This window comes from Actinosynnema sp. NPDC002837, assembly GCF_040295345.1.
GTDB lineage: Bacteria > Actinomycetota > Actinomycetes > Mycobacteriales > Pseudonocardiaceae > Actinosynnema.
The window spans coordinates 1-12,239 of sequence record NZ_JBEOVG010000018.1 but is presented as its reverse complement, the minus strand read 5'-3'; the positions used below and the strand labels follow the sequence as shown (position 1 = coordinate 12,239).

11 protein-coding genes are annotated in these 12,239 nt (G+C 72.3%); 8 read left to right on the top strand and 3 right to left on the bottom strand.

Translation table 11 applies throughout. The features are described 5' to 3' along the window. Positions 1-104: 104 nt before the first annotated feature. Positions 105-2,315, bottom strand: coding sequence for a terpene synthase family protein (locus tag ABTZ99_RS15755; RefSeq protein WP_498779913.1), 2,211 nt, complete (start codon positions 2,313-2,315; stop codon positions 105-107). Positions 2,316-2,550: 235 nt separating this feature from the next. Between ABTZ99_RS15755 and ABTZ99_RS15750 the strand changes: the two genes are divergently transcribed. The 4 genes from ABTZ99_RS15750 to ABTZ99_RS15735 all read left to right on the top strand — a co-directional run bounded on the left by ABTZ99_RS15750 (position 2,551) and on the right by ABTZ99_RS15735 (position 6,949). Next, a complete protein-coding gene (locus tag ABTZ99_RS15750) occupies positions 2,551-3,009 on the top strand; it encodes an SRPBCC family protein (RefSeq protein WP_499611894.1) in 459 nt (152 codons plus the stop codon). Between the two features lie 90 nt (positions 3,010-3,099). Then, the gene (locus ABTZ99_RS15745; RefSeq protein ID WP_499611892.1) at positions 3,100-3,918 is read left to right on the top strand and encodes an ABC transporter ATP-binding protein; all 819 of its coding nucleotides are present in this window, start codon (positions 3,100-3,102) and stop codon (positions 3,916-3,918) included. 32 nt (positions 3,919-3,950) lie between these two features. After that, positions 3,951-4,916, top strand: a complete 966-nt coding sequence (locus ABTZ99_RS15740) for an ABC transporter substrate-binding protein (protein WP_499611890.1) — start codon at positions 3,951-3,953, stop codon at positions 4,914-4,916. Next, positions 4,916-6,949 carry an iron ABC transporter permease gene (locus ABTZ99_RS15735; protein WP_498779907.1) on the top strand — a complete coding sequence of 678 codons (2,034 nt, stop codon included), beginning with the start codon at positions 4,916-4,918 and terminating at the stop codon, positions 6,947-6,949. The genes ABTZ99_RS15740 and ABTZ99_RS15735 overlap by 1 nt, the downstream gene beginning before the upstream one ends. A gap of 31 nt (positions 6,950-6,980) precedes the next feature. Here the strand turns inward: ABTZ99_RS15735 and ABTZ99_RS15730 are convergent, their stop codons facing one another. After that, positions 6,981-8,438, bottom strand: a complete 1,458-nt coding sequence (locus ABTZ99_RS15730) for a hypothetical protein (protein ID WP_499611888.1) — start codon at positions 8,436-8,438, stop codon at positions 6,981-6,983. Positions 8,439-8,542: 104 nt separating this feature from the next. On the opposite strand from ABTZ99_RS15730, the gene ABTZ99_RS15725 reads away from it, so the two are divergent. Then, a complete protein-coding gene (locus tag ABTZ99_RS15725; protein ID WP_499611886.1) occupies positions 8,543-8,872 on the top strand; it encodes an SDR family NAD(P)-dependent oxidoreductase in 330 nt (109 codons plus the stop codon). A gap of 19 nt (positions 8,873-8,891) precedes the next feature. Then, positions 8,892-9,425: a nuclear transport factor 2 family protein gene (locus ABTZ99_RS15720; protein ID WP_499611885.1), complete on the top strand. Its 534-nt coding sequence runs from the start codon at positions 8,892-8,894 to the stop codon at positions 9,423-9,425. An 80-nt stretch (positions 9,426-9,505) separates the two neighbouring features. On the opposite strand, the gene hisS is transcribed toward ABTZ99_RS15720, so the two are convergent. Continuing rightward, the gene (gene hisS, locus ABTZ99_RS15715) at positions 9,506-10,795 is read right to left on the bottom strand and encodes a histidine--tRNA ligase (protein ID WP_499611883.1); all 1,290 of its coding nucleotides are present in this window, start codon (positions 10,793-10,795) and stop codon (positions 9,506-9,508) included. 162 nt (positions 10,796-10,957) lie between these two features. On the opposite strand from hisS, the gene ABTZ99_RS15710 reads away from it, so the two are divergent. Then, positions 10,958-11,791, top strand: a complete 834-nt coding sequence (locus ABTZ99_RS15710) for a hypothetical protein (RefSeq protein ID WP_499611881.1) — start codon at positions 10,958-10,960, stop codon at positions 11,789-11,791. Next, positions 11,788-12,096: a transcriptional regulator gene (locus ABTZ99_RS15705; RefSeq protein WP_498779896.1), complete on the top strand. Its 309-nt coding sequence runs from the start codon at positions 11,788-11,790 to the stop codon at positions 12,094-12,096. Before ABTZ99_RS15710 ends, ABTZ99_RS15705 begins: the two co-directional genes overlap by 4 nt. The last annotated feature ends 143 nt before the right edge of the window (positions 12,097-12,239 follow it).

Sequence of the window (12,239 nt, the reverse complement as noted above, 5' to 3'; positions counted from 1 at the left end):
GGCGCCAATACTGCCACCGAATCCGGGGAATTCAGGAGTGAAAGGTCTCGTAAATCACCCCGGACTTCTGTTCCCCATTACGACGACCGGTATTCAGCTTTACGTCACCCTTTGTTCACCAGAATGCGGGTGGACGCCGTGCCGAGGCCCGTCGGACCGCGCAGGGCCTGCGGCGGGAACGCGACTTCCCGGCCGCCGAAGCGCTTGGCCAGGTCGGCGTCGTGGTAGCGGACGACCTCCCGGTGCCAGTGGAGGATGCCGGACATCCAGTCCTTCAGCTCGTCCACGTACCGGTTCACCGCCTCGCGCACTTCGGGTTCGAGGCGCAATTCCTCGAACAACGCGGGCAGCTCGACCCGCACCGAGTGCCGGAACTGCGCCAACCGCGCGTTCGCCAGGTCGGTCGCGATTCCCCGCGCCCGATCCGGGTCCACGTCGAGGAAATTGCGCACGACGAGCACCAGGTTGTGCAGCTCGCCCTCGAACTGGATCTCCTTGCGGTAGGAGAAGAGGTCGTTGACGATGGCGGCGTAGTCCATCGCCGAGTTCTCGATGTTGCGGAGGGTGCGGGTCCGGTAGACCTCGTCGGGCACCAGCCCGCCGTGGCCGAGCCTGGCCATGCTCGTGGTCAGCTCCGAGCCGAACGTGTGCCGGCGCATCTCGACGTAGTCGACCGGGTCGGGCACGCGGTGCTCGTGCTGGTTCTCCAGCTCCCACAGCCAGCTGTCCAGCATCAGCTCCACCTCGTGGCGCAGCCGCCGCCGGTTGTCGTGCGGCATCGGGGCGGTGGTGCGCTGCCAGACGTCGGCGAGGCCGCGTTCCAGCGGGGTCACGGGGGACGGCGACGCGCCCTCCAGCGGCATCATCTGCTTGAGCCGGTCGGTGGTGGCCTTCGCGGTGGCCAGGTCGGGCGTGCGGCCGAACGCGACCGGGTAGTAGTCGTCGCCGTAGGTGCCCCAGGTCAGCCACAGCGCGGAGATCTCCAGCTCCTCCCGGGTGGCGTCCGGGTCGATGCCCGCCGAGCACAGCGCGAGGTCCATGTCGCGCAGCCTGCCCTCGGTCCACACGCGCGGCACGTCGTCGAAGAAGCCCATCTCCCCCGCCCACGCGACGCTCTTCTCCCGCGCGTCGTGCCAGTGCGGGCTCACCGCCACCGCGAACGGCATGTCCAGCGCCGGCTCGGGCATCGGCGGCACCTCTTCGAACGGCACGTGGCTGAAGGCGCGCAGGCGTTGCGGCGCGGTGGCGACGAGCGAGCGGAGGGCGCTCGTGCCCAGTCCGGTCGGGCCGCCGAGCACCGGGTTCGCGGTGACCGCGCCCTCGTTCATGTAGCGACTGGAGCGGGCGTGCCACTCGTGCCCGCCCGCCTGCCAGTCCTGCAGGCCCTTCACGTACGCCAGCACGGCGAGGCGGCCGGCCGGGTCGACGGCGTGCTCGTCGAGCAGGCGCGGCACCTCGGTGACGGCGGTGTGCTCGAACTGGTGCAGGCGGGAGGTGAGCAGGTCGTTGACCGCCTCGGCGGCCTCCTGGGTCGGGATGTCCAGGAACTTCTCCAGCACCAGGACGCCGTTGCTCAGCTCGCCCTCGTCCAGCACCTCCCGCTCGTAGGAGAACAGGTCGTTGCGCAGGTGCACGGCGTCGGCGAACGTGTCGCGCAGGACGCCGATCGGGCGGGTCAGGGCGATCCGGGCGGGCACCTCCAGGCCGGTGACGTGCTCGACCAGGTTCGCCGACCACGGCGCGCCGCCCACCTTGCGGCGCATCTCGACGTACTCGATCGGGTTGGCGAGCCTGCCCTCGGAGATGTTCAGCAGCTCCCACATGGACTCGTCGAGCAGGTGCTCGGTGTTGGCCGCGAACCGGCGGCGCCAGTCCGGCGAGTGGCTGCCGACGGTGCGCGCCCACAGGTCGGCGAGGCCCTTCTCGACCGGGTTCGTCGGCGCCTCGGTGATCGCGCCCTCGACCGGCATGAACAGCGGCAGCCGGTCGAGGTAGGCCTTCGCGCCCGCCACGTCCGGGTTGCGCTTGTAGAGCTCGACGAAGTGGTCGTCGAAGTAGAAGACCCACACGTACCAGTCGGTGACGAGGTCGAGGTCCTCCGGCGAGGCGTCCGGGTGGGTGTAGGCGCAGAGCAGCGCGTAGTCGTGGGAGTCGAGGTCCTCGTCGGTCCAGACGACCGTGCCGTGCTGCGGCACGTCGATCATGTCCATCTCGTGCGCCCACGACTTCGTGTGCGCCCGCGCGCGCTCCAGGTTCGGATTGAGCCGTGCCGGGTAGGGCAGGTAGAAATCCGGCAGCTGGAACGGCTGCGCCATCGGCTCGCACCTCTCGTCGGGGCCTACCGGGTGTAGGCAACCAGTGCCCTCCCGTGACCGCCAAGACCCCGCGGTGGTGATCCACACGTTCGGGCACGGGGTCCGCCCGACCGGCTCAACCCGGCGCCGCTCCGAGTGGTCGCGCCCGGTCACCGCCGATCGGGTGGCCGGATCCCCGCAGTGGGATCACGTCGACGAGCGGTGAAACCGGCACGCAGGCCGCACACTGGACGACGTGCCCCGCTTGGAGCCGTTCGACGTGGACTTCTTCGACTCGGCACCGCAGCGCCGCAGCTACGTGCTGGACCTGCCGGTGTCACCCGAACGTGTGTGGCGCGGCCTGGCCGCCTCGAACCCGCTGTGGTGGTGCCGGCTGCTGTCCTCGGTGGAGTACACCTCCCCTCGCCCGTTCGGGGTCGGCACGACGCGCACGACGGCCGTGCTCGGCGTGCTGCGGCTGCGCGAGGTGTTCATCCGCTGGGAGGAGGGCCGGCGGCAGTCGTTCCTGGTCGACCGGGCCAACCTGCCGGTGTTCCGGCGGTTCGGCGAGGACTACCTGGTGGAGCGGTCGGCCGAGGGGGCGAGGCTCACCTGGACGTTCGCCTACGAGCCGGGGCTCAAGGTGGGCGGCCGGCTGAACGCGCTGGTGTTCGACTCGCTGGTGGCGGACACGCGGCGCCACTTCAACGGCTGATCTTGATCGCGCTGCGTTACCGAATAGGCCGGGAAGTGCAGTAGATCACGGCCAGATGGGTGATCCTGCACATTAGGTTAGGCTCCCCTCATGTCTAAGGGAGACGCGCTGCTCGCCGGTGAGGAACTGGTCCTGGCGCACCACGACCGCGCGGTGGTGCACGGTGTCTCGCTCGGACTCCGCGCCGGCGCCGTGACGGCGCTCGTCGGGCCGAACGGGTCCGGCAAGTCGACCGTCCTGCGCTCGCTGGCGCGGCTGCACCGGCCGCGCGAGGGGAACGTCCGGATGGGCGAGCGGTCGGTGTGGGGCCACTCCCCCCTGTCCGGCAAGGAGTTCGCCCGCAACGTCACCCTGCTCACCCAGCAGCGGCCGACGCCCTCGGGCGTGTCGGTGCGCGACGTCGTCTCCTACGGCCGGTACCCGTACCGGACCGGGTGGCGCGGCGTGGACCTGGAGGGCAGCGCCGCCATCGAGCGCGCCATGGACCTGACCGGTGTGACCGCGATGGCCGACCGCGGCGTGGACGAGCTGTCCGGCGGCGAGCTGCAGCGCGTGTGGCTGGCGTCGTGCCTGGCGCAGCAGACCTCCGTGCTCCTGCTCGACGAGCCGACCAACCACCTCGACCTGCGCTACCAGGTCGAGGTGCTCGACGTCGTGCGCGACCTGGCGAACGACCACGACGTGGCGGTCGGCGTCGTGCTGCACGACCTCGACCACGCGGCGATCATCGCCGACGAGGTCGTGCTGCTGAGCGAGGGCAAGGTCGTCGCGGCCGGCGGGGTCCGCGACGTCCTCACGGGCGCGCACCTGACCCACGCCTACGGCGTCACGGTGCACGTCGCCGACGACCCGGTGACCGGCGCGATCCACTGCCGCCCCCTCGGCAGGCACACCCCGCGACCGGTCTGACCCCCTTCCCTTCACCCTGAGAGGTCCCAGCCATGCGCTTGCTCGCCCCTGCCCTCGTGACGGCAGCTGTGCTGCTGTCCGCCTGCGGCACGACCGAGACGCCCACGTCCACGCCGACCGAGTCCGCCGGCGGGCCGGTCACCGTGACCGACGCCCGCGGCAAGGAGGTCAAGCTCGACGCCCCGGCCAAGAAGGTCGTCACGCTGGAGTGGGCCGAGACCGAAACCATCGCCTCACTGGGTGTCATGCCGGTGGGTGTCGCGGACGCGGCCGGTTACAAGACGTGGGACGCGACGGTGCCGCTCGCCGCCGACGTTAAGGACGTCGGCAAGCGCAACGAGCCCAGCGTCGACTCGATCGTCGCGCTCGACCCCGACCTGGTGATCATGGCCAAGGGCCGGGACGAGACGCTGGCCGACCAGCTGGAGAAGTACGTCCCCGTGGTCGTCACCCAGGCCAGCGACGCCGCCCGCAACCTGGACCGGCTGCGCGAGGACACCAAGCTGATCGCGCAGGCGGTCGGCAAGTCCGCCGAGGGCGACAAGCTGCTGTCCGAACTGGACACCGCGCTGGCCGACGGCAAGAAGGCCGTCGAGGCCAAGGGCGCGACCGGCACGCCGTTCCTCATGGCCGACGGCTGGCTCGAGGGCAGCACGGTCAACATCCGCCCGTTCGGCAAGGGCTCGCTGGTCTCCGACGCCGCCGAGGCGGTCGGCCTGAAGAACGCGTGGACCGGCGAGGTCGACCCGCAGTGGGGCCTCGGCGCCACCGACGTCGAGGGCCTGACCGCGCTCACCGACCCGAAGACCATGCTGTTCTACAGCGCTTCCGAGGACGACGTGTTCACCACCGGCCTCGCCGCGAACCCGGTGTGGCAGCGGCTGCCGTTCGTGGTGAGCAAGAAGGTCGTCAAGCTGGAGCCGGGCACGTGGACGTTCGGCGGGCCGAAGTCGGTCATCCACGTCGCCGAGCAGTTCGTGAAGGCTGCCACCGCCTGATGATGCGCACCGCCGTCGTGACGGCGGGGATCGTGGCGCTCATCGCCGTGCTCTCCGCCGTCCACCTCACCCAGGGCACCGCGTCGACCGGTGTGCTCGACGTGCTCAACGCCCTGGTGGGCAACGGGGACGCGCAGACCCTCGCCGTGCTGGAGGGTTCGCGCGTGCCGCGCCTGCTGGCCGCGTTGCTGCTCGGCGTCGCGCTCGGCGTGGCCGGCGCGGGCATGCAGTCGGTGGCGCGCAACCCGTTGGCCTCGCCGGACACGCTCGCCGTGAACGCGGGCTCGCACCTGGCCGTGGTCGCGATCGCGGCGTTCGGGCTGAGCCTGCCCACGCTGCCCGCGGGCGCGGCGGCGTTCGTCGGCGGGCTCGCGGCGGCGGTCGTCGTGCTCGCGCTGTCCGGCGGCGGTTCGACCAGCCCGCGGCTGGTGCTCGTCGGCTCGGCGGTCATGTTGACGCTCCAGTCGGCGACGGTCCTGCTCCTGCTGATGTACGAGCAGGAGACGACCGGGCTGTTCGCCTGGGGCTCCGGTTCGCTGACCGTGAGCGACCTGGACGCGACCGCGCAGATGACGCCGGTCGTGGTGGTCGCGGTGGCGGCGTTGCTGGTGATGGGCCGGTCGCTCGACATCCTGGCCCTGGGTGACGACAACGCGACCGTGCTGGGGTTGAAGGTGCGGCGGACGCGCGTGGGCGCGGTGCTGCTGACCGTGGCGCTGACGGCGGCGGCGGTGACGGTCGCCGGGCCGATCGGGTTCGTCGGGCTGAGCGCGCCGGTGATCACCCGGCTGCTGACGCCGTTCGTGCCCGGGTTGGGCAAGCACCGGATGCTGCTGCCGTTCTCCGGGCTCGTCGGCGTGGTGATCGTGCTCGGCGCGGACGTGCTGCTGCGGGCGGTCATGGGCTCGGCGGCGGCCGTCCGGGTGCCGACCGGCGTGATGACCACGGTCCTGGGCGCGGTGGTGCTGATCTGGTTGGCGCGGCGGGGGCGGTCGAGCGGGACGCCTCGCCAGGCGCCGGCCGGCCGGGTCGGCGTGGCGGGGTCGTCGCGGCGGCTCGTGGTGACGTCGGTGGTGCTGGGCGTGCTGCTGGTCGCGGCGCCGACGGCGGGCCTGATGCTCGGGGACCGGTTGGTGCTGCTGGGCGACCTGGCGAACTGGTTCGCCGGGCGGACGGGCACGGCGCTGACGTTCGTGGTCGACCAGCGGCTGCCGCGCGTGCTGGCGGCGCTGGTGGCGGGCGCGGCGCTGGCGGTGGCCGGGTGCGGCATCCAGTCGGTGAGCCGCAACCCGTTGGCGGAACCCGGTCTGCTCGGCATCACGGCGGGCGCCGGGCTGGCCGCGATCGCGTTGATCACGGCGGTGCCGCTGGCCGGCGCGTGGCACATCGCGGGTGCGGCGGGCGTGGGCGCGATGGTGGCGTTCGCGCTGGTCTACGGGCTGGCGTGGCGGTCGGGGCTGGACTCGGACCGGCTGGTCGTCATCGGCATCGCGATGTGGTCGGCCGGGATGGCGTTGATCACGCTGCTGATCGTGACGTCGGACCCGTGGAACACCGCGAAGGCGCTGACGTGGATGTCCGGCTCGACGTACGGGCGGACGTTGGAGCAGGTGGTGCCCACGGCGCTGGCGCTGGTGCTGCTGACCCCGTTGCTGTGGGCGCGGCACCGCGAGCTCGACCTGCACAGCCTGGACGAGGACACGCCGCGCGTGCTGGGCATGCGGGTGGAGCGGTCGCGGCTGGTGATCCTGCTGGCGGCGGGCGTGCTGGCGGCGACGGCCGTGTCGGCGATCGGTGTGGTGGCGTTCGTGGGGTTGGTCGCGCCGCACCTGGCCCGGTCGTTGGTGGGCGGTCGGCACGCGCGCGTGCTGCCGGTCGCGGCGGGGGTGGGCGCGGTGCTCGTGAGCGCGGCGGACACCGTGGGTCGGACCGTCATCGCGCCCGCGCAGGTGCCGGCCGGGCTGGTGATCGCGTTGATCGGCACGCCGTACTTCGTGCTGGTGATGTGGCGGACGCGCGAGATGCGCACCTGACCCCTGGTCGGCGCGGTCCGCGCCGACCAGGTCAGCCCAGCAGTGTCCGCAGCAGGTGAGTGGTCTGCTCGTCCAGGTCGACGGCCGCCCGTGCCAGCAACGCCCGCAGGCCGGGCGCCTCCGCCGCGCCCACCTCCAACGGCGCGACGGTCCGCCGACGCCACGGCACCGACACCAGGGAGTGCGCGATCCGCACGACGTCCGCCCGACCGCGCCGCGCCAACCGGACGTGCGAGTCGCCCACCGCCGTCAACGCCGCGCGCAACTCGGCGACCCGGCCGAGCCGCCGCGCCAGCCGGTAGCCGGCGGTCCGCACCGCGGGCCGCTCGTCGCCCAGCAACTCCCACGGCAACGCCGCCGGCACCGAGCGCAACGCCACCGTCGCCTCCCGCACCACGAGCGACGACGGGTCGCGCAGCAACGGCAGCACCAGGTCGTCGGTCACCTGCTCCAGCACCCGCAACGCCCGCACGGCACGGGCCCGGATCCGGCCCGTCGGGTGGGCCAGCAACTCCACCAGGTGCTGCCCGTCGCCGCCCACCTCGGCGAACCCGTCGATCGCGCCCGCGGTCACCCGTGACCGGTAGTGGGCGGGCACGTCCACGCCCACCCGTGACGCCGCCGCCCGTGCCAGCGCGCGCACCAGCGACGACTTGTCGTCCAGGTACGCCACCACCTCCGCGTCACGGCCCAACCGCACCAAGCCGGTCAACGCCTCCACCCGCACCTCCGCGTGCGGTGACGCGGCCAACCGCCGCAACACCTCCACCCGCGCGGACCAGACGCAGTCCCGCGCCGCCGCTTGGGCCGCCGAGGACCGCAGCCGCACGTCCGGAGCCGTCAACGCGACCGACACCTTCCGGTCCAGCCGCCACGTCCCGGCCTCGAACGCGAACGCGCGCACCTCCCGGTCCGGCGACTGCAACAAGGACTCCAGCGGCGCACGGGGATCCGCCGCGACGGCCCGGAGCTGGTGGTGCACGAACGTCCCCCGCAGCCACGACCCGATCCACAACCCGACACCCACGGCGGCGGGCAGCACCCGTGCGGGGTCGCGGTGCAGCAGCACGGCCAGCCCTCCGCGCGCCCGGTCGCGGACCTCCGGCACCCAGTCGCCGGTCCGCAGCGCCAGGAACGGCACCAGCTCCGGCAACCCCCGCGCGACGATCTGCTCGACCGCGCGCTCCCGCAGCCGCCCGTCGCCGTGCGTGCTGGCCAACGCGATGCCCAACGGCGACGCGACCCGCTGGGCACGGCCGGCCTTCGTCAGCTGCGGCGGCACGTAGTCCTCGGCCACGTGCCAGCGCACCTGTCGGGCGTAGGAGTCCAGCGCGATCACCGCGCGCGGCCGACGGGCCAGCGTCGCCAACGCCGCGAGGCCCGCCGCCTCGTCACCCGTCGCGTCGATCTCGGCGAGCAGCCTGAGCACGGGGTCCGGCTCGGTCCACCGCACGTCGTAGGAGTCCAGGAGCCGTTCCAGTTCGTCCACCAGGGCATGGTGGCGCACCACCCGTGCCCGGGGCCTCCCTATTACCGAACGGCATCGGCACAGGTCTTGGACAGCGCACCGGCCCGCTGCGCACGATCGGGACCATGGACGACGGGGAGAAGGTGCACCGGCGCACGCTGTTGGCGGGCGCCGGGGTCGCGGGTCTGATGGCCGCCGGCGCAGGTGCGGGTGTGGCGGGCGCGGCGCAGGGGCAGCCGGGCGAGAGTGCGGCGGGGCAGTCCGGTGGAGAGCTGCGCGGGCAGGTCGCCCTGGTCACCGGTGCGGCCCGCGGCATCGGCCGGGCGACGTGCGTGGCGCCGGCGCGGGCGGGCGCGGACGTGGTGGCGCCCGACATCGCCTCGCCGCGCACCCGGTACGTCTCCGGCACCGTGCTCGACGTGACGGCGGGCGCGAGCACCCGTTGGAACAGCTGATCAACCACCAGGAGTTGAGATGACGGAACACCTGTCCCGGGCCGACGTGCTGCGCGGCCTGGGCGCGACCGCGGTCGGCGTGGCGGCGGGCTCGCTACTCGGCACGGGCGCCGCGACGGCCTCGACCTCCGCCGAGCACCCGAACGTGCGGCTGATCAAGGACTACTACGCGGCCTACGGCTCCGGTGACGTGAACTCCCTGCGCCGGTTCTTCGCCGACGACATCCGGTGGACGATCCCGGGCCACCACCCGTTGTCGGGCACCAAGGTCGGCGCCGAGGAGGTGCTGGCGTTCTTCGGCGAGCTCGCCAAGGCGGGCTTCCGCGCGGAGCCGATCTTCCTCGCCGCGGACGGCGAGTGGGTCGTCGACCTGCACCGCGGCTGGAGCACCACGCCGGAGGGCCTGGACATCACGTGGGCACTCGCGTTCCGGATCCGCGGGCGGAAGATCGTGGAGGCGGTCAACTTCGCCGCCGACCAGCACGCGGCCGACCGGTTCTTCTGGCAGACCTACCCCTTGGCCCCCATCCCGAACCGGCTGGCCAAGCGCTGACGGCACGCCGGCCGCTGCCGGCTGCCGGCTGCTGACGATCGCTGGTCAGCCGCTGGCTGACAGGCGCTGGTCGCGCGGGCTCAGCCCGGTCCGCGCGACCACGTCGCCGGGTCGGCCGCGGTCTGCGCGCCGGTGGCCAGGTCCTTCACCTCGTGCGGCCGGCCGTCCTCGAACGGCGGGAACCACACGAACGGGATGCCCTTGCGGGAGGCGTAGCGGACCTGCTTGGCCACCTTGTCCTCCTGGTGGTACAGCTCCACGTTGAAGCCGTTGGCGCGCAACGCCTTCGCCGTCTCGGTGGCGGCCCGGCGGCGGTTCGGCGGCAGGACGACGAGGACGTCGGCTGGCGTGCTCGGGCCCGTCTCGAGCAGGCCGGCGGACAGCACCTTGGCGAAGATGCGGGAGAACCCGATCGACATGCCGATGCCGGGCAACCTGCGCCGGATGAACGACCCGGCCAGGTTCTCGTACCGACCGCCGGAGCAGATCGAGCCGTACTCCGGCCAGTCCACGAACTTCCCCTCGTAGACGGTGCCGGTGTAGTAGTCCAGGCCGCGGGCGATGGAGAAGTCGGCCACCACCTCGGGCAGGTCGGACAGCTCGCGCAGGACGAAGTCCAGCTCTTCGAGCCCTTCGTCCAGCAGCGCCGACCGCACGCCCAACGCGCGCACGTCGTCGACACCACCGCCGCGGAGTCCCGCGAGGTCGAGGACGGACTTGGTCTGGGCCGGGTCGAGTCGGTCGGCCAGCAGGGACGCCACGCCGTCGGGACCGATCTTGTCGATCTTGTCCACGGCCCTGATCACGTCGAGCGGCTCCTCGATGCCCAGGCCTTCGTAGAAGCCCTGCAACACCTTGCGGTTGTTGACGTTGATGGTCCACGGCGGCAGGCCGAGCGAGGTCAGCACCTCGTGCACGATGCGCGGCAGCTCGGCGTCGAAGTGGATCGGCACCTCGTCGACGTTGATCACGTCGACGTCGCACTGGGTGAACTCGCGGAACCGCCCGTCCTGCGGCCGTTCGCCGCGCCAGGCGCGCTGGATCTGGTAGCGCTTGAAGGGGAAGACGAGCTCGTTGAAGTGCTGCGCCGTGTACCGGGCGAACGGCACGGTGAGGTCGAAGCGCAGGCCGAGTTGCCCGTCGTCCGAGCCCTGGACCCGGCCGAGCGTGTAGACCTCTTTGGACGTCTCGCCCTTGGCCATGAGCACTTCGAGGCGTTCCGCGGCGGGCGTCTCGACGGAGCAGAAGCCGTAGCGCTCGAAGGCGGCGCGAATCCCGTCCAGCCAGCGCAGCTCGACCAGGCGCACGTGCGGCAGCCACTCCGGGAAGCCGCTGACGGGCGCCGGTCGCACTACGGGCTGGTCGCTCATGCCGGGAAGTCCACCGGAATCCGGGCGGACGCGCCAACCGCTTTTCCGATCGGGTGTACGCGCCCGGAGCCCGGCTCGGCACGGGGCCCTCCCGCGGCGGTTGACCGCATTAGGTTTGTAATGCAAACTCGATTGCATCAGCGAGGAGTTGGGGGACGTGCGGTGGCCGGTGACCCGAAGGACCTGCTCGACGAGTTGACGGCGTTGCGGCGGCGCGCCCGCCGTGACCGGCACGGGTACTGGTTCCCGTTCCTGCTGTTCGGGGCGATCGTCGCGGCGGCGATCCCGCTGTACCTGCCCGAGCGGTGCGTGTCCGCCTGTTCCTGGTCGATGAACGAGCTGCCGGCGTTGTGGCACTGGCTGCACCCGACCGGGCAGGCGACCGGGCTCGCGTTCGGCAACCACCCGTCGCTGGGTAAGGACTTCTACTGGATGGGCGCGCTGACCGCCGGGTTCCTGGCGACGGTCTGGTGGTACCGGTGGCGGGCCGGGAAGGTCGGGGTGGAGACCTCGACGCGCCTCTACGCCCAGGTGACCTTGTTCGTGCTGGTCCTCCCGCTGCTGGGCGTGCCGCTCGTCACCCGGCTGATCTTCTCCTCATGGGGTTGGCCGGTCGCGCTCACGGTCCTGGTCGTCGGGGTCGTGGTGGCGACGCTGCTCGCGAAGCGGAAGCTGCGGACCGCGATCGTGATCCTGTCGCTGGTCCTGGTCGCCCACCTGGTGATGGTCTTCCCGTACGGCCCGTTGCTCGTGGTGGCGGTGGGGGTGCTCGGGCTGGCGTGGGTGGAGCGCAGTGCGCTGTGCACGTCGTTCGCCGTGCTGTTCGCGGTCTGGGCGCTGTTCGTGAACGGGTGGGTGACGTGGGTCTACGGCACGCTGCTGTGGCCGGTCGCGGTGCTGGACTTCGGTGACCTGCTGTCGTCGGCCCTGGTCCTCGTGCTCGGCGGGGTCGGCGGCCTCGTCGCCCGTCGGGCGCGGGGCAGGATCGCGGCATGACCGAACACCCCACGTCGGGCCTGGACGACACCGTCCACCAACGGCACCGGTTGGGCGTCCTGACGATCGCGGCCGAGGTCAAGAGGGTCGAGTTCGGCTACCTCAGGTCCGTCCTGGACCTCACCGCGGGCAACCTGTCCCGGCACGTCACGGTGCTCGAAGAGGCCGGTCTGCTGGCGGTCGAGAAGGGCTACGACGGCAAGCGCCCGAAGACGTGGGTGAGCGTCACCGCCGCGGGCCGCGAGGCGCTCGCCGCGGAGATGGCGGTGCTGCGGGCCCTGCTGGAGCGGCACGACCAGGCGTGACGGCGCGGGATCGTCCGGGAAGGGGCGGCAGGGTGTGGCCCGGGCGGGGTTGCCGGAGGGTGTGGAGGCGGTTCGGGGTGGGCGGGCCCGCGATGTCGCGGACCTGGGGGGTGGGCGATCACCCGGCGGCGTTGCGCCGGGTG